This is a genomic window from Pseudomonas sp. HMSC063H08 (assembly GCF_001813645.1).
Lineage (GTDB): Bacteria > Pseudomonadota > Gammaproteobacteria > Pseudomonadales > Pseudomonadaceae > Pseudomonas > Pseudomonas aeruginosa.
Window position 1 is genome coordinate 15,932 of the sequence record NZ_KV813617.1, and the last position, 15,494, is coordinate 31,425.

The following is a 15,494-nucleotide window of genomic DNA, read 5'->3' on the forward strand; positions in this document are numbered from 1 at the left end:
CTGTCTCCGGGCTATGATCCGGCTCCCTCAGCGAATGGACACGGAAGCCCGCCACATGTCCCGACCCAACCTGCAAGTCGACCTGCTGGTCGAGTCCTTCAACTACAAGGCCTGGTCCGACCGCCGCACCCTCGATGCCATCGCCCGGATCGAGGCCGAGGCGTTCCCGGCCTCGCTGGCCTTCGCCTTGCAACAGCTCAATCACATGGCGATCGTCGAGGAACTGTTCAGGGCGCGCCTGCTGGGCGAGTCGGCGCCCCACCAACAGACCAACAGCGAGGTGGTGCCTGGCTACGACGTCCTGCGTCGCCGGCTGGAGGATTCGGCCGCCTGGTTCGCCGGCTATGTCGCCGAGCTGCCGCTGGAGCGTCGCGGCGAATGGCTGCGCTTCCGCTTCGCCGATGGCCGCGACGGCGGTATGACGCGCCAGGAGATCCTCTTCCATATCGTCAACCATGGCACCTACCATCGCGGCGCCATCGGTCATGCCCTCGACCTGGCGGGCGCGCCCCGGCCGGCGGATACCTACACCCTGTATATCCACTCCGCGCAGCCGGAGCGGCGGGAATAGCCCGCGGCAATGGCCGCCGAGCCTCTACGCCATCGCCGAGAAACGACGTGGGGCTCGACCGAGCGTCCGCCCCGCGCTGCGCATAAAAAAGCCCCGCGACCAGGAGCTGCAATCGCGGGGCTGGAGTGGCCGATTTCCATCGGCCGGGGATAGCCGGTTCAGGCGCTGGGTTGCCAGCCACCGCCGAGGGAGCGGTAGATCGCCACGATGCCGCGGTACAGCTCGACCTCGGCCTGGGCCTGGGCATCTTCGGCGGAGAGTTGCTCGCGTTCGGCGTCCAGCAGCACCAGGAAATCGGTGGTGCCTTCGCGGTAGCGGATCGCCGCCTGTTGCGCGGCGGCGCGGCTGGCTTCCGACTGGCGGACCAGCGAGACCAGGCGCTCCTGGCGCTTGCCATAGTCGCTGAAGGCATTCGCCGATTCTTCCAGGGCCAGCAGCACCTGCTGTTCGTAGCTGGCCAGCGCGGCGTCGGCGTCGGCCTTGGCGCCGCGCAGGCGGGCACGCACGCTGCCGAGGTCGAAGGCGGCCCAACTGATGCTCGGGCCGACGCTCCAGGCGCGGGCGGCGCTTGAGCCGATCTGCGAGCCCCGCCCGGCGGTGAAGCCGAGGAAGCCGCTGAGGCTGACCCGCGGGAACAGGTCGGCGGTGGCCACGCCGACGTCGGCGGTGCTGGCGGCCAGGCGCCGTTCGGCGGCGCGGATGTCCGGTCGGCGGCGCAGCAGCTCGCCGGGATCGCCGATCGGCAGGGCCTTGGTGATCGCCGGCAGGTCGCGCGGCGAAAGGTCCACTGTCAACTCTTCCGGCCGTTGGCCGAGGAGGGTGGCGATACGGTGCCTGGCGCGCTCGGCTTCCGCCTGCAGTTGCGGCACGCTGGCGGCGGTGGCCGCCAGGCGCGCATCGGCGCGCAGTACGTCGAGTTCGGCACCGACCCCGGCGTCGCGCAGTTGCTCGGTGAGCTGGCGCGACTCCTTCTGGTTCTCCAGGTTGCTCAGGGCAATCTTCTCGCGCAGTTGCGCGCCGCGCAGCTGGCCGTAGGCGTCCACCAGCTCGGCGATCAGGCTGACCTGCAGTTGCTGCAGGTCAGCCTCGGCCGCTTCGCTGAGGGCGTCGCTGGACTCCAGCTGACGGCGGATGCGCCCGAACAGGTCAAGCTCCCAGGCGCTATCCAGGCCAAGGTCGTAGCGCTCGCTGTTGACCCGGTCCTCGGTCACTCCCGGTTGCTGGCCCTTGCCGATGTCGGCGCTGGCGCGGCTGGTGACCACCGGGAAGCGATCGTTGGCCACGTCGTCGCGCAGGGCGCGGGCGGCGCGCAGGCGGGCGAAGGCCACGCGTAGGTCGCGGTTGCCGCTCAGCGACTGCTCGACCAGTTGGTTCAGAGTCGGATCGTCGAACTGTTTCCACCACAGGCTTTCGAAGCGACTGCGGTCGTAGGGCTTGCTCGCCGTGGCGTCGATCTTCGCCGCCGCGGTGTCGGGGGTCCGGTAGTCCGGACCCACCGTGCAGGCGCTGAGCGCCAGCAGACTGAACAGACCCAGGGCGGGCGCGAGCCCGCTCCGGATCGACTGCGCGTGAATCATGCATGCACCTCTGGCAGACCTTTGTCGTTGGCGGCGCGGCGCGCTTCGCGGTTCTCCACGAAGCGGCGGATGAGGACGTAGAACACCGGCGTCAGCAGCAGGCCGAAGAAGGTCACCCCGATCATCCCGGAGAACACCGCCACGCCCATCGCATGGCGCATCTCGGCGCCGGCGCCGGTGGAGATCACCAGCGGCACCACGCCCATGATGAAGGCGATGGACGTCATCAGGATCGGCCGCAGGCGCAGGCGGCAGGCTTCCAGCACCGCGGCGACGCGGTCCATGCCTTCCTCCTGCTTGTCCTTGGCGAACTCGACGATCAGGATCGCGTTCTTGCACGCCAGCCCCACCAGAACGATCAGGCCGATCTGGGTGAAGATGTTGTTGTCGCTGCCGGCCAGGATCACCCCGGTGATCGCCGACAGCAGGGTCATCGGCACGATCAGGATCACCGCCAGCGGCAGGCTCCAGCTCTCGTACTGGGCGGCCAGCACGAGGAAGGCCAGCAGCACGCAGAGCGGGAAGACGAACAGCGCGGTATTGCCGGCGAGGATCTGCTGGTAGGTCAGCTCGGTCCACTCGTAGGTCATGCCGTTGGGCAGTTCCTCCTTCAGCAGCTTCTCGATCGCCGCCTGCGCCTGGCCGGAGCTGTAGCCCGCGGCCGGGGCGCCGTTGAGTTCGGCGGTGATGAAGCCGTTGTAGTGCATCACACGGTCCGGACCGGAGGTGTCGCTGACCTTGATGAAGGACGCCAGCGGGACCATCTCGCCGAGGTTGTTGCGCACCTTCAGCTGGCCGATCTGCTCGGGTTCGAGGCGGAACTGCTGCTCGGCCTGGACGTTGACCTGATAGGTACGGCCGAAGCGGTTGAAGTCGTTCGCGTACAGCGAGCCGAGGTAGACCTGCAGGGTGTCGAAGATGTCGCTGATCGCCACGCCGTGGGTCTTGGCCTTCTCGCGGTCGATGTCGGCGTCGATCTGCGGCACGTTGACCTGGTAGCTGGAGAACACCGAGCTGGGTTCCAGCTCAGGCAGCGCACGGGCCTTGGTGATGATGTTCTGGGTCTGCTTGAACAGCTCCTCGTAGCCCTGGTTGCCACGGTCCTCGATCTGCAGGCGGAAGCCGCCGATGGTCCCCAGCCCCTGTACCGGCGGCGGCGGGAAGATCGCGATGTAGGCGTCCTGGATGTCGGCGTACTTGGCGTTCAACGCGGCGGCGATGGCCCCGGCCGACTGGCTCGGGTCCTTGCGCTCGTCGAACGGCTTCAGCGGGGTGAACACGATGCCGCTGTTCGGGCTGTTGGTGAAGCCGTTGATCGACAGGCCGGGGAAGGCCACCGAGTCCGCCACGCCGGGCTGCGCCAGGGCGATCTCGGACATCTGCTTGATCACCGCCTCGGTACGGTCCAGGCTGGCCGCATCGGGCAACTGGGCGAAGGCCACCAGGTACTGCTTGTCCTGCTGCGGGACGAAACCGGTCGGCGTGCTGGAGAAGCCGAAGTAGGTCAGCACCATCAACCCGCCGTAGACCAGCAGGGCGATCGAGCTGCCGCGCAGGACCCGGTTCACCGTGCCGACGTAGCCATGGCTGGCGCGGTCGAAGAAACGGTTGAACGGACGGAACAGCCAACTGCCGAGGAGCTTGTCGAGGAACACCGAGAAGCGGTCCTTCGGCTCGTGGTGGCCCTTGAGCAGGACCGCCGCCAGCGCTGGCGACAGGGTCAGCGAGTTGAACGCCGAGATCACCGTGGAGATCGCGATGGTCAGGGCGAACTGGCGGTAGAACTGCCCGGTAAGGCCGGAGATGAACGCGGTCGGGATGAACACCGCGCAGAGCACCAGCGCCGTGGCAATGATCGGCCCGGTCACCTCGCGCATGGCACGCTTGGTGGCTTCCACCGGCTTGAGGCCGAGGCCGATGTTGCGCTCGACGTTCTCCACCACCACGATGGCGTCGTCCACCACGATGCCGATGGCCAGCACCAGGCCGAACAGCGACAGCGCGTTGAGCGAGAAGCCGAGCATGTGCATCACCGCGAAGGTGCCGATCAGCGACACCGGCACCGCGGCCAGCGGGATGATCGAGGCGCGCCAGGTCTGCAGGAACAGGATCACCACCAGCACCACCAGCACCAGAGCTTCGAACAGGGTGTGCACCACCGCCTCGATGGAGCCGCGGACGAAGATGGTCGGGTCGTAGACGATGGAGTAGTCCATGCCTTGCGGGAAGCTGTGCTTCAGCTCGGCCATCTTCTCCCGCACCAGGTTGGAGATCTCGATGGCGTTCGAGCCGGGACGCTGGAAGATCGGGATCGCCACCGCCGGCTTGTTGTTCAGCAGCGAGCGCAGGGCGTACTGGTTGGAGCCCAGCTCGACCCGGGCGATGTCGCGCAGACGGGTGATCTCGCCGTTGGCGCCGGCGCGGATGATGATGTTCTCGAACTCTTCCTCGGTGACCAGGCGACCCTGGGTGTTGATCGACAACTGGAAGCTGGTATCGCTCGGCGCCGGCGGCGCGCCCAGGGTGCCGGCGGCGACCTGGCGGTTCTGCTCGCGGATGGCGTTGACCACGTCGGTGGCGGTGAGGTTGCGCGAGGCGACCTTGTTCGGGTCCAGCCAGACGCGCAGCGAATAGTCGCCGAGGCCGAACAACTGGACGTCGCCGACGCCGTCGAGGCGGGCCAGTTCGTCCTTCACGTTGAGCACCGCGTAGTTCGACAGGTAGAGCATGTCGTAGCGGTTATCCGGCGAGGTCAGGTGCACGACCATGGTCAGGTCGGGCGAGGCCTTGTCGACGGTGATGCCGAGCCGGGTCACTTCTTCCGGGAGCTTCGGCTCGGTCCGGGTGACGCGGTTCTGCACCTGCACCTGGGCGTTGTCCAGGTCGGTGCCGAGGGCGAAGGTGATGGTCAGGGTCAGCTTGCCGTCGGAGGTCGACTGGGAGGACATGTAGAGCATGTTCTCCACCCCGGTGATCGCCTGTTCCAGGGGAGAGGCGACGGTCTCGCCGATGACTTTCGGGTTGGCGCCGGGGAAGTTGGCGCGGACCACGACGGTCGGCGGCACCACTTCCGGGTATTCGCTGATGGGTAGCTGGAACAGGGAGATGGCGCCGCCGATCAGGATCAGCAGCGACAGCACCGCGGCGAAGATCGGCCGCTGGATGAAGAATTGGGAGAAATTCATCGGTTCTTCCTATCGCCGCGCTCAGCCGCGCGGCTCGTTGCGAGTGGCGTTGTCCTTGGACGCCGCCACCTTCGGTGGTTCGCTGTCGCCGACCGACTGCCGCAGGCGCGCGAGGGTGGCCAGGGTGTCGGCGCTGGCCATCTCGACCTTCTGCGGATCCACCTGCATGCCCGGGCGGACCCGCTGCAGGCCATTCACGACGATCCGGTCGCCCTTGCTCAGGCCGCTGCGGACGATGCGCAGGCCCTCCAGCTTCGGTCCCATCTCGACGGTGCGGTAGACGGTCTTGTTGTCGCCATCCAGGACCAGCACGAACTTCTTGCCCAGGTCGGTGCCGACCGCTTCGTCCTTGATCAGGGTGGCGGCGTAGGTCTTGCTGCCGACCAGCTTCAGGCGCACGTAGAGGCCGGGGGTGAACTCGCCCTTGGCGTTGTCGAACACGGCGCGGCCGCGGATGGTGCCGGTACGCGGGTTGACCTGGTTGTCGAGGAAGTCCAGCCGGCCCAGGTGCGGGTTGCCGTCCTCGCTGCTCAGGCCGAGGTACACCGGGCTCTCGCTGCGCGTGTCGCGACCGGCCTGGCGGGCCAGCTCGACGTACTTGAGGAACACGCGCTCGTCGGCGTCGAAGTAGGCGTAGACCTTGTCGGTGCTGACCAGGGTGGTGAGCAGGGTCTCCCCGGAGTTGACCAGGTTGCCGGCGGTGACCTCGGCGCGGCTGACGCGACCGTCGATCGGCGCGGTGATCCGGGTGAAGCTCAGGTTCAGGCGTGCCGCGTCCAGTTGCGCCTGGGTCGCGGCGACCGCCGCCTTGGCTTCCTGGGCGGCGGTGGTGCGGGCGTCGGCGAGTTCCGCGGAGATCGCGTTGCTGGCGCGCAGGCGTTCGCCGCGCTGGGCTTCGTTGACGCTCCGCGCCTGGGCCGCGCGGGCCTGTTGCAGCTGGGCTTCGAGGCGCTTGACCTCGGCCTCGAACGGGCGCGGGTCGATCTGGAACAGCAGGTCGCCTTTCTTCACCAGGGCGCCTTCATGGAAGGCCACGCGGTCGATGTAGCCCGATACCCGCGGGCGCAGCTCCACCGACTCCGGGGCCTCCAGGCGGCCGGTGAATTCGTCCCACTCGTTCAGCGGTTGTTCGATGACTTCGGCGACGCTGACCTTGGGCGCCGCCATGCCTTGGGTGGTTTCCGGGGCCTTGCCGCAGGCGCTCAGGACCAGTACGGCCGCGAGTGCGAGGGGGTAGCGCCAGGAGAAGTGGGATGACTGTTCCATGCTTGACTCCGCCAGTCGGTTTTTCGGGATTGGCGAAGTCTGCGGGCTGCTCCGGCAGGGAACTAATCGAACGATGAGATTTTGATTATCACGAACAGTGATACATGGTTTTTCGTTTTCTGTAACAGTCGATGGTTATGGACAGTGCTTTCGATGGAATAAGCCACAGGCTCGCGGTGCGCGATCGATTTCCCCGTTGCGACGCCTCGTGCAGGTAGCCGCCGGAGGGCTCAGAGACTGTCCGGATCGCCGATGAACATGCTGATCCGCGAGCGCAGCCAGCGTTCCGCCGGGTCGTTGTCCTGGGCGCCGCGCCAGGCCATCGACAGTTCGAAGGCGCGGGTCTCGAACGGCGGGTCCTCGGCGCGCAGGCCGCCGGCGGCGATCAGCGCCTGGGCGGCGTAGTCGGGCACGGTGGCGATGATGTCGGTGCCGGCGAGGAGGGTGCCGAGGCCGTTGAACTGCGGCACCGCCAGGACCACCTTGCGCTTGCGGCCGAATTTCTCCAGTTCCTCGTCGACGAAGCCGCTGAGGTCGCCGGCGAAGGACACCAGCGCGTGCGGTCGCGCGCAGTAGTCGTCGAGGGTCAGCTGGCCGGGCGCGGAGTCGGCGCGGAGGATCTTCGGCTTGCTGCGGCGCACGGTCTTGCGCTTGGCGTTGGCCGGCAGTTCGTCGGTGTAGCTGACGCCCACCGAGATCTCCCCCGAGGCCAGCAGGTTCGGCATCAATAGATAGTTGGCGCGGCGCACGACGAGGACGATCCCCGGCGCCTCCGCGCGCAGGCGGCGGAGCAGGGGCGGCAACAGGCCAAACTCGACGTCGTCGGAAAGGCCGATGCGGAACACCGCGGTGCTGGTCGCCGGATCGAACTCGCTGGCGCGGCTCATGGCGGTGGAGATGGAGTCCAGCGCCGGCGACAGGTGGGCGAAGATTTCCTGGGCTCGCGCGGTGGGCTCCATGCTGCGTCCGGTACGGACGAACAGCGGGTCGTCGAACAGCGTGCGCAGGCGCGACAGCGCGGCACTGATGGCCGGCTGGCCGAGGAACAGTTTCTCTGCGGCGCGGGTCACGCTGCGTTCGTGCATCAGGGTCTCGAACACGATCAGCAGGTTCAGATCGACGCGGCGCAGGTCGTTTCGGTTCATGGCGTTCCTCGTTTCCAGGGGCTAGAGGCTGCAACCGCGGGGGCTCGCCGTCAAGCCTTGCGTGCGAGACGGGGCGGGGCCTGGCGAGGTGCCGGAGGGGCATAGGATCACTGACAGGCATAGCCATTATCAATAACGACGGGTGGTTTTGTCAGGCATGGGCGGATACAGTCACAACCCATGAGGTTATTCACCCCGTGATGCACTGCAGAGGTTTGCGATGTCCCGAGTGATCCGTTTTCATCAGTTTGGCCCGCCAGAGGTCCTCAAATGCGAAGAGCTGCCGACCCCGGCGCCGGCCGCAGGGGAAGTCCTGGTGCGTGTCCAGGCGATCGGCGTGAGCTGGAAGGATGTGCTCTGGCGTCAGAACCTGGCCCCGGAGCAGGCTGCGCTGCCGTCCGGTCTCGGCTTCGAGCTGGCCGGCGAGGTGCTGGCGGCCGGCGCCGGCGTCGGCGACCTGCCGCTGGGTTCCCGCGTGGCCAGTTTCCCCGCCCATACCCCCGATCATTATCCGGCCTATGGCGACGTGGTGCTGATGCCACGCGCGGCCCTGGCGGTCTACCCCGAGGTACTCACCCCGGTGGAGGCCAGCGTCTACTACACCGGCCTGCTGGTGGCCTATTTCGGCCTGGTCGACCTGGCCGGGTTGAAGGCCGGGCAGACCGTGCTGATCACCGAGGCGGCGCGCATGTACGGACCGGTCTCGATCCAGTTGGCCAAGGCTCTCGGCGCGCGGGTGATCGCTTCCACCAAGTCCGCCGAGGAGCGCGAGTTCCTCCGCGAGCAGGGCGCCGACAAGGTGGTGGTGACCGACGAGCAGGACCTGGTCCTGGAAGTCGAGCGCTTCACCGAGGGCAAGGGCGTCAATGTCATCCTCGACGAATTGGGCGGCCCGCAGATGACCCTGCTCGGCGATGTCTCCGCCACCCGCGGCAAGCTGGTGCTGTATGGCTGCAACGGCGGCAACGAGTCGGCGTTCCCGGCCTGCGCCGCGTTCAAGAAGCACCTGCAGTTCTACCGCCACTGCCTGATGGATTTCACCGGTCATCCGGAGATGGGCCTGGAACGCAACGACGAGTCGGTGAGCAAGGCCCTCGCGCACATCGAGCAACTGACCCGCGATCGCCTGCTCAAGCCGGTGGTCGACCGGGTATTCGAGTTCGACCAGGTGGTCGAGGCGCATCGCTACATGGAAACCTGTCCGAAGCGTGGCCGGGTGGTGATCCACGTCGCCGATTGAGGACGACCCGCAGCGAAAGAGCCCGGCCAGCGAGCCGGGCTTTTTCGTGGGCGCGGTTTCAGATCCACAGATCGTTGACGGCCGTCCGCTCGCCGCCCTGGTCGCCGGTGTTGCGCACGCCGCAGGGCTCCACCAGGAGCATGCGCACCTCGCCCTCGGCGAACGGCTTGTGCTCCACGCCGCGCGGCACCACATACATCTCGCCGGGGCCCAGGTGCACCGCGCCGTCGCGGAAATCGATGCGCAGGCGACCGGCGAGGACGATGAAGGTCTCGTCGGTGTCGGCGTGGCTGTGCCAGACGAAGTCGCCTTCGATCTTCACCAGCTTGAACTGGTAGTCGTTCATCTGGGCGATCACCCTGGGTTGCCAGCGGTCGTCGAACAGGGCGAGCTTGGCGGCGAAGTTGATCGCTTGGGTTGTGCTGGTGGACATCGGTGCGCTCCGGTGGTTGGTCTCTGGCGCCAGGGTAGGCGGCTACGGAGCGGGCGGTCTTGGATGATCGTGCAACCTGGCTAGGCGCGGCCGAGCATACGCAGCCAGCGTGCCGGCGGCAGGCCGTAGCTCTGGCCGAAATGGCGGGTCATGTGGCTCTGGTCTGTGAAACCGGCGGCAAGCGCGGCTTCGGCCAGCGTCTGGCCGCCGAGCATCAGCCGGCGGGCGATGTCCAGCCGGCGCTGGATCAGGTAGCGGTAGGGGCTGGTGCCGAACAGCGCGCGGAAATCGCGCGACAGGCTCCAGCGTTCGCGCTGGGCGACCTGCGCCAGTTCGTCGAGGCTCAGCGGGCGCTCCAGGTGCGCGTGGATGTACTGCCGGGCGCGCTCGGCGGCGACGAAGTCGAAGTGGCGCCTGCCGCGCGCCCGGTTGCCGGCCACGGCGTCGAGGGCGTGGGCCAGTTCGAACAGGGCGTCCTGTTCTTCCAGCGGCTCCAGCGGGGTATCCATGGCCTGTAGCAGGGCCCGGCTGGCGGCGATCAGGCGCGGGTCGTCGGACAAGCCCCCGCGCACGAACGGCAGCGGCCGGCCGCCGAGGGCCTGCTGGATCAGCGCCGGCTCGACGTAGAGCATCCGGTAGCGGAACCCTTCCTGGCTGCCGGCCTCGCCGTCGTGCAGCTCGTCGGGATGCAGCACCAGGCAGCCGCCCGGCAGGCTGTGGCGCTGGCTGCGGCGATAGCGGAAGCTCTGCACCCCGGCCAGGGTCTGGCCGATGGCATAGGTGTCGTGGCGATGCGGATCGTAGCCGTGGCCGGCGAAGTAAGCCTCGATGCGTTCCACCGCACCGTGTTGCGGGGCGCGTCGAACCCAGTCGCGGGGCGTATTGGCGTGGCTCATGGGGAAAGGCTCGTGGCGCGGAAGGTTCAGGCTAGCGCTTCGTTGGCGCGACTGGAATAGCCGGACGGCGTCTCGCCGAATACTGCGCGGAAGGCACTGGCGAAGCTGCTCGGGCTTTCGTAGCCGAGCGACCAGGCGATCTCGCCGACCGCCTGGCCCGCTGCCAGCCGTTCGACGGCCGCGTGCAGTCGCGCCAGTTGCCGCCATTGCGCGAAGCTCATGCCGGTCTCGGCGCCGAACAGCCGGCTCAGGCTACGGCTGCTGAGGCCCGCCCAGCGTGCCCATTCGGCCGCCGGCCGCGGATCGCCGGGGTTGGCCAGCAATGCCTCGGCGATCCTGCGCAGGCGCGAATCCCCCGGATAGGGCAGGCGGGTCCGCTGGGGCACGGCGTGGCGCAGCTCGTCCAGCAGCACGCGCAGCAGGTTCTCGCGTTCGGTGTTCCAGGCGGAGCCGGTCGGCCAGCGGGTGGCGCGTTCGACGATCAGCGCCACGAAAGCCGAGCAGGCGAGCACGCCGGGGTGCCGGGGCAGGTCGCGGCAGTGTTCGGCGGCGAGGTAGGCGCTCCAGCCTGCCAGGCTGCCGTGGGAGTGCGCCGAGTGTGGGTGACCCGGTGGGATCCAGGCGATCTGGCGCGGAGGCAGGGCCTGGCGGCCATGCTCGTCCTCGACCACCAGAAGGCCGCGCTCCAGGCAGTAGAGCTGGCCGCAGGCATGGCGGTGGGAGGCCGTGCGGCTGGCTGCGCGGTCGATGCGCAGGGCGAAGAGCGGGACGGGCAGGGGTTCCGGAAGCATTTGGCGGAAAAACGACGATGATTGGCTTGGAATGGATAATAGGCCATTCGACTGAGGATGTAGCCTGGCGGCTCATCATTCTTGCCTGGAGCACGCCATGAAGGCCGAAGACATCCTTCCCGACCGACAGGACCGCATCCGCCTGGGCGGCGTGGAGATACGCAAGGGCAGCGTCGGCGCGTTCATCGCCAACGCCCGGCTGCTGCTTGAGGAGGAACTGCCCGCGGCGCAACGGCGGCAGGCTGAAGAAGACCTGCGCGCCTTGCTGCCGGCGATCCGGGCACTGGGGCTGCTGGAACTCTTCGAACTGCGCGACGCGCGACTGCGGACGCTGGTGGCGGATTGGGAAAACGCCGCTGGCCGCTCCTGAGAGCGGCACACGGGCACTGGAGGTATCAGTCGTCGATGCAGCTTTCGATCAGGCGTTGCAGGGCTTCGCGCTCACTGACCGGCGTGCGCATCGGCATGTGCGCGAGGCTGCCGTCGCGGCGCTCGATGATGTACTCGGTCTCGAAGTGCAGGGTGCAATCCTCGAGGCTCACATAGGTGACGCCATAGGTCGGGGCCTTGCGGGAGCGGGCTGAGAGCATGGATGCCTCCTTGGGCTCATTTCTTCTCGCTGGTCGGCGCGGGCGCGCTGGCCTGAACCGGGCGAGTAGGGGTCACTGCATTGCTGTAGAACGCGGAAGCGGCGAAGTAGCTGGCGAGGGCGCTGAAGCTGGACATGATCGGTTCTCCTGGGGAAGGGTGGGCGTCTGCCCTTGGAGAGCATGTTTGCCCAGCGGGAGAACCGGCAGAAGTAAAAAGCCTGCATGGTGTATATCGAGCGCGGTGATGGATCAAGCGACCCCCTCCAGCCTTGCGACTGTTCGCCGGTGTTACCATATGACGTGTTTTTTTCTCAGGAATTCCCATGGCCAAGCGTGGACGCCCCTGCGGCTTCGATCGTGAACAGGCATTGCGCCGGGCGCTCGACGTGTTCTGGGAGGCCGGCTACGAAGGCGCGACCATGGCCGCGCTGAAGGAGGCCATGGGTGGCATCTGCGCGCCGAGCATGTATGCCGCCTATGGTTCCAAGGAGGCGCTGTTCCGTTCGGCGGTGGAACTCTACCTGAGCCAGGAGTGCCAGCTTTCCAAGGGCGCCTTCGCCCTGCCGACGGCGCGCGAGTCGATCGCCGCGCTGCTGGAAAGCGCCGCCGTCAGCTACACCACCGAAGGCAAGCCGCGCGGTTGCCTGGTCGACCTCAGCACGACCAATTTCTCGCCGGCCAACAAAGGCGTCGAAGACTACCTGCGCGATCACCGGCGGCGCGCCGCGCGCCTGCTGCGCGAGCGTTTCGCACGAGGCGTGGCCGACGGCGACGTGCCGGCCGGAGCCGATCTCGACGCGCTCACCAGTTTCTACAGCAGCGTGCTTCAGGGCCTGTCGATCCAGGCCCGCGACGGCGCCAGCCGCCAGCAGTTGCTGGCCATCGGCCGCTGCGCGATGGCGGCCTGGGATTCCCTGCTGGCGGTCGAGGCCGCCTGACGCCACAGCGCGCCTTGACTGGAAAAAGCCCATGGATTCTCCGTGGGCAAAAACTATAACGCGTGATATAGAATTGATCCAAACCCCGGGCGAGGTCCTTCCGCGCGTGTCTCGCGCCCCGGCCATCGCCCGCTGCCGATTGGAGCTTTCATGACAACGCTTGCTGATATTCCCCTGTCCATGCTCGACCTGGTGCCGGTGCGCACCGGCGGCAGCGTGGCCGAAGCCCTGCACAACTCCCTGGACCTGGCGCGCCATGTGGAGCGCCTGGGCTTCAACCGTTTCTGGCTGGCCGAGCACCACAACATGGATGGCATCGCCAGCTCCGCCACCGCGCTGCTGATCGGCCATATCGCCGGCGGCACCTCGCGGATCCGCGTCGGCTCGGGTGGGGTGATGCTGCCGAACCATGCGCCGCTGGTGGTGGCGGAAAACTTCGGCACCCTGGAGACGCTCTACCCGGGCCGCATCGACCTCGGCCTTGGCCGCGCCCCCGGCGCCGACCAGGCGACCATGCGCGCCTTGCGTCGCGACCGCCTGGGCAACGGCGACGACTTCCCCGAGCAGGTCGCCGAGCTGGAAATGCTGCTCGGCCCGCGCCGTTCCCAGCAGAGCCTGCTGGCGGTGCCGGGCGAGGGTACCCAGGTGCCGATCTGGCTACTCGGTTCGAGCCTGTTCAGCGCTCACCTGGCGGCGCAGAAAGGCTTGCCCTATGCCTTCGCTTCGCATTTCGCACCGCGTTACCTGCACGAGGCGCTGCGCATCTACCGCAGCAACTTCCAGCCCTCGGCGGTACTCGACAAACCTTACGCGATGATCGGCGTGCCGCTGATCGCCGCACCTACCGACGAAGAGGCCGAGTTCCTCGCCACTACCGCCTTCCAGCGCGTGCTGGCGCTGATCCGCGGCGAGAGCCTGAAACAGAAGCCGCCGGTGGAAAGTATGGCGCCGTTGTGGCTGCCCCACGAGCAGGATGCGGTCGGCAGCTTCTTCGGCCTGGCGGTGATCGGCGGTCCGGAGAAGGTTCGTGCGCGTCTGGAGATCCTCCTGGAGCAGACCGGCGCCGACGAGCTTATCTTCACCAGCGACTTCTACGAGCACGCCCATCGGCTGCGCTCTTGCGAAATCGTCGCGGAGCTGAAAGGGGCGTGATCCGGGGCCTGTAGGGAAAATGATGTAGACCTGCGTGCGGTAGGGTCTTTCGGCGATAGGTTTTTTGGTTCTAAACTTAGAACTAAAAACAATAAGTCAGAGAGGAACCCTGCCATGCCGGTTGCACACCGACTGCTGTTTTCATTGACCGCCTTGCTGGCGGCGACGGCCCAGGCCGCCGTCGACGGCCAGAAACTCTATACCCAGGGCGGCGCCAACCCGGCCGCCGCGGCCTGCGTCACCTGCCACGGCGCCGATGGCATGGGCCTGGCCGCCGCCGGCTTTCCACGCCTGGCGGGCCTTCCCGCCGCCTACCTGAGCAAGCAACTGCATGACCTCAAGCAGGGCGGCAGTCGCGAGCACCCGGTGATGAAGGGCATAGCCGATGCTCTCGGCGACGACGAGATCCAGGCGCTCGCCACTACCCTCGCGGCAATGCCGGCGCCCAAGCCGGTGGCGCTGTCGCGCGTGGCCGCCCCGCGCAGCCCCGGCGAGACCCTGGCGGTGCGTGGCGCCTGGGAGCGCAACATTCCCGAGTGCGTGACCTGTCACGGTCCGGCCGGCAGCGGCGTGGGGGAGGCCTTCCCGCCGTTGCAGGGGCAGGGCGAGATGTACCTGAGCAACCAGTTGCGCGCCTGGCAGCTTGGCACTCGCCGCAACGACCCGAACGATCTGATGGGACATATCGCCAAATCCCTCAGCGAAGAGGAGATCCGCAGCGTCAGCCAGTTCTTCGCCACCCTCGGTCAGGCAGGAGGCCAGCCATGAACATGCCGTCGATCCTTTCCCTGGCCGTCGCCGGCCTGCTGGTCGCTCCCGTCCACGCGGCAACGGCGCCCTCGGAGCCGTTCCAGCCGCCGGCGGAAAGCAGCCTCCCGGACAACGCCTTCGGCGAAATGGTCCGCCAGGGCCAGGCGTTGTTCGTGGAAACCCGGAAGAACGCGCCGCATCTGGTCGGTAACCAGCTCAACTGCGTCAACTGCCATCTCGACCAGGGCCGCCGGGCCAACTCCGCGCCGCAGTGGGCGGCCTACCCGGTCTATCCGGCGTTCCGCGCCAAGAACAACAAGGTCAATACGTTCGCCGAGCGCCTGCAGGGCTGCTTCCAGTTCAGCATGAACGGCAAGGTGCCGGCGGCCGACAGCCCGGAGATCAAGGCCCTGACCGTCTACGCCTATTGGCTGGCGAGCCAGGCGCCGACCGGGGTCAGCCTGCCCGGACGCGGCTATCCGGACGTGGCCCCGCCGGAAGGCGGCTACAGCATCGAGCGCGGCGCCAAGGTCTATGCCGCGCAGTGCGCGATCTGCCACGGCGCCGACGGCCAGGGCCAGATGGCTCTGGGGCAGACGGTGTTCCCACCGCTGTGGGGCGCGCAGTCGTTCAACTGGGGCGCGGGCATGCACCGCATCAACACCGCGGCCTCCTTCATCAAGTACAACATGCCGCTGGGCAAGCCCGGTACCCTCAGCGACCGCGACGCCTGGGACGTCGCCGCCTTCATGAACAGCCACGAGCGCCCGCAGGACCCGCGCCTGGTGGACGGTTCGGTGGAGAAGACGCGGCAGAAGTTCCATGCCAACGACGGCGTCAACCTGTACGGACAGAAGGTCAACGGCGTGCTGCTGGGACAGGGAATCTGACCCTCGTGGCCTGGCGTCCGCAGGACGGAGACCCGGTCCGGCGGAAGCAGGTCGGCGCGGGGGTAGGGCG

16 protein-coding genes are annotated in these 15,494 nt (G+C 67.6%); 7 read left to right on the forward strand and 9 right to left on the reverse strand.

Features of this window, described 5'->3' with window-relative positions; genetic code table 11:
- Positions 1–55: 55 nt before the first annotated feature.
- On the forward strand, positions 56–571 hold the full coding sequence (locus tag HMPREF2924_RS29300; RefSeq protein WP_003131313.1) for a DinB family protein: 516 nt from the start codon (positions 56–58) through the stop codon (positions 569–571).
- Between the two features lie 158 nt (positions 572–729).
- On the opposite strand, the gene oprN is transcribed toward HMPREF2924_RS29300, so the two are convergent.
- The 4 genes from oprN to mexT form a co-directional block, all read right to left on the reverse strand.
- Positions 730–2,148 carry a multidrug efflux RND transporter outer membrane subunit OprN gene (oprN, locus tag HMPREF2924_RS29305; RefSeq protein WP_003089836.1) on the reverse strand — a complete coding sequence of 473 codons (1,419 nt, stop codon included), beginning with the start codon at positions 2,146–2,148 and terminating at the stop codon, positions 730–732.
- Positions 2,145–5,333 carry a multidrug efflux RND transporter permease subunit MexF gene (gene mexF, locus HMPREF2924_RS29310; RefSeq protein ID WP_003089834.1) on the reverse strand — a complete coding sequence of 1,063 codons (3,189 nt, stop codon included), beginning with the start codon at positions 5,331–5,333 and terminating at the stop codon, positions 2,145–2,147. The genes oprN and mexF overlap by 4 nt, the downstream gene beginning before the upstream one ends.
- A gap of 21 nt (positions 5,334–5,354) precedes the next feature.
- Positions 5,355–6,599 (reverse strand): multidrug efflux RND transporter periplasmic adaptor subunit MexE, encoded by a 1,245-nt coding sequence (mexE, locus tag HMPREF2924_RS29315; RefSeq protein WP_003103549.1) that lies wholly within the window; start codon positions 6,597–6,599, stop codon positions 5,355–5,357.
- Between the two features lie 230 nt (positions 6,600–6,829).
- The gene (gene mexT / locus HMPREF2924_RS29320; RefSeq protein WP_003089829.1) at positions 6,830–7,744 is read right to left on the reverse strand and encodes a multidrug efflux system transcriptional regulator MexT; all 915 of its coding nucleotides are present in this window, start codon (positions 7,742–7,744) and stop codon (positions 6,830–6,832) included.
- Positions 7,745–7,964: 220 nt separating this feature from the next.
- Between mexT and mexS the strand changes: the two genes are divergently transcribed.
- Positions 7,965–8,984: an oxidoreductase MexS gene (gene mexS / locus HMPREF2924_RS29325; RefSeq protein ID WP_023091717.1), complete on the forward strand. Its 1,020-nt coding sequence runs from the start codon at positions 7,965–7,967 to the stop codon at positions 8,982–8,984.
- A gap of 58 nt (positions 8,985–9,042) precedes the next feature.
- Here the strand turns inward: mexS and HMPREF2924_RS29330 are convergent, their stop codons facing one another.
- The 3 genes from HMPREF2924_RS29330 to HMPREF2924_RS29340 all read right to left on the reverse strand — a co-directional run bounded on the left by HMPREF2924_RS29330 (position 9,043) and on the right by HMPREF2924_RS29340 (position 11,104).
- Positions 9,043–9,417, reverse strand: coding sequence for a cupin domain-containing protein (locus tag HMPREF2924_RS29330; RefSeq protein ID WP_003089825.1), 375 nt, complete (start codon positions 9,415–9,417; stop codon positions 9,043–9,045).
- Positions 9,418–9,497: 80 nt separating this feature from the next.
- On the reverse strand, positions 9,498–10,313 hold the full coding sequence (locus HMPREF2924_RS29335; RefSeq protein WP_003089822.1) for an AraC family transcriptional regulator: 816 nt from the start codon (positions 10,311–10,313) through the stop codon (positions 9,498–9,500).
- A 26-nt stretch (positions 10,314–10,339) separates the two neighbouring features.
- Positions 10,340–11,104, reverse strand: a complete 765-nt coding sequence (locus HMPREF2924_RS29340) for an AraC family transcriptional regulator (RefSeq protein ID WP_003089818.1) — start codon at positions 11,102–11,104, stop codon at positions 10,340–10,342.
- Between the two features lie 97 nt (positions 11,105–11,201).
- Between HMPREF2924_RS29340 and HMPREF2924_RS29345 the strand changes: the two genes are divergently transcribed.
- Entirely contained in the window at positions 11,202–11,474 is a 273-nt protein-coding gene (locus HMPREF2924_RS29345) for a hypothetical protein (RefSeq protein ID WP_003089816.1), read from the forward strand.
- Positions 11,475–11,499: 25 nt separating this feature from the next.
- Here the strand turns inward: HMPREF2924_RS29345 and ptrC are convergent, their stop codons facing one another.
- Together ptrC and HMPREF2924_RS36850 are read right to left on the reverse strand one after the other, a co-directional pair.
- Positions 11,500–11,694, reverse strand: a complete 195-nt coding sequence (ptrC, locus tag HMPREF2924_RS29350) for a type III secretion system co-regulatory protein PtrC (protein ID WP_003089814.1) — start codon at positions 11,692–11,694, stop codon at positions 11,500–11,502.
- Between the two features lie 16 nt (positions 11,695–11,710).
- Positions 11,711–11,830, reverse strand: a complete 120-nt coding sequence (locus HMPREF2924_RS36850) for a PA2485 family small membrane protein (protein WP_003089810.1) — start codon at positions 11,828–11,830, stop codon at positions 11,711–11,713.
- Between the two features lie 187 nt (positions 11,831–12,017).
- On the opposite strand from HMPREF2924_RS36850, the gene HMPREF2924_RS29355 reads away from it, so the two are divergent.
- The 4 genes from HMPREF2924_RS29355 (at position 12,018) to HMPREF2924_RS29370 (ending at position 15,424) form a co-directional block, all read left to right on the forward strand.
- On the forward strand, positions 12,018–12,632 hold the full coding sequence (locus HMPREF2924_RS29355) for a TetR/AcrR family transcriptional regulator (protein WP_003089808.1): 615 nt from the start codon (positions 12,018–12,020) through the stop codon (positions 12,630–12,632).
- Between the two features lie 150 nt (positions 12,633–12,782).
- Positions 12,783–13,784: an LLM class flavin-dependent oxidoreductase gene (locus tag HMPREF2924_RS29360; protein WP_003113297.1), complete on the forward strand. Its 1,002-nt coding sequence runs from the start codon at positions 12,783–12,785 to the stop codon at positions 13,782–13,784.
- Positions 13,785–13,898: 114 nt separating this feature from the next.
- A complete protein-coding gene (locus HMPREF2924_RS29365; RefSeq protein WP_003131328.1) occupies positions 13,899–14,552 on the forward strand; it encodes a c-type cytochrome in 654 nt (217 codons plus the stop codon).
- Positions 14,549–15,424, forward strand: a complete 876-nt coding sequence (locus tag HMPREF2924_RS29370) for a c-type cytochrome (RefSeq protein WP_003103565.1) — start codon at positions 14,549–14,551, stop codon at positions 15,422–15,424. The genes HMPREF2924_RS29365 and HMPREF2924_RS29370 overlap by 4 nt, the downstream gene beginning before the upstream one ends.
- Positions 15,425–15,494 lie beyond the last annotated feature (70 nt).

Bases quoted from the DNA above. Each gene is read 5' to 3' on its own strand.
- oprN (WP_003089836.1), bottom strand. From the start codon at position 2,148: ATGATTCACGCGCAGTCGATCCGGAGCGGGCTCGCGCCCGCCCTGGGT.
- HMPREF2924_RS29370 (WP_003103565.1), top strand. From the start codon at position 14,549: ATGAACATGCCGTCGATCCTTTCCCTGGCCGTCGCCGGCCTGCTGGTC.
- HMPREF2924_RS29335 (WP_003089822.1), bottom strand. From the start codon at position 10,313: ATGAGCCACGCCAATACGCCCCGCGACTGGGTTCGACGCGCCCCGCAA.
- HMPREF2924_RS29300 (WP_003131313.1), top strand. From the start codon at position 56: ATGTCCCGACCCAACCTGCAAGTCGACCTGCTGGTCGAGTCCTTCAAC.
- HMPREF2924_RS29355 (WP_003089808.1), top strand. From the start codon at position 12,018: ATGGCCAAGCGTGGACGCCCCTGCGGCTTCGATCGTGAACAGGCATTG.
- HMPREF2924_RS36850 (WP_003089810.1), bottom strand. From the start codon at position 11,830: ATGTCCAGCTTCAGCGCCCTCGCCAGCTACTTCGCCGCTTCCGCGTTC.
- HMPREF2924_RS29340 (WP_003089818.1), bottom strand. From the start codon at position 11,104: ATGCTTCCGGAACCCCTGCCCGTCCCGCTCTTCGCCCTGCGCATCGAC.
- mexF (WP_003089834.1), bottom strand. From the start codon at position 5,333: ATGAATTTCTCCCAATTCTTCATCCAGCGGCCGATCTTCGCCGCGGTG.
- HMPREF2924_RS29365 (WP_003131328.1), top strand. From the start codon at position 13,899: ATGCCGGTTGCACACCGACTGCTGTTTTCATTGACCGCCTTGCTGGCG.
- HMPREF2924_RS29360 (WP_003113297.1), top strand. From the start codon at position 12,783: ATGACAACGCTTGCTGATATTCCCCTGTCCATGCTCGACCTGGTGCCG.
- mexE (WP_003103549.1), bottom strand. From the start codon at position 6,599: ATGGAACAGTCATCCCACTTCTCCTGGCGCTACCCCCTCGCACTCGCG.
- HMPREF2924_RS29345 (WP_003089816.1), top strand. From the start codon at position 11,202: ATGAAGGCCGAAGACATCCTTCCCGACCGACAGGACCGCATCCGCCTG.
- HMPREF2924_RS29330 (WP_003089825.1), bottom strand. From the start codon at position 9,417: ATGTCCACCAGCACAACCCAAGCGATCAACTTCGCCGCCAAGCTCGCC.
- mexS (WP_023091717.1), top strand. From the start codon at position 7,965: ATGTCCCGAGTGATCCGTTTTCATCAGTTTGGCCCGCCAGAGGTCCTC.
- ptrC (WP_003089814.1), bottom strand. From the start codon at position 11,694: ATGCTCTCAGCCCGCTCCCGCAAGGCCCCGACCTATGGCGTCACCTAT.
- mexT (WP_003089829.1), bottom strand. From the start codon at position 7,744: ATGAACCGAAACGACCTGCGCCGCGTCGATCTGAACCTGCTGATCGTG.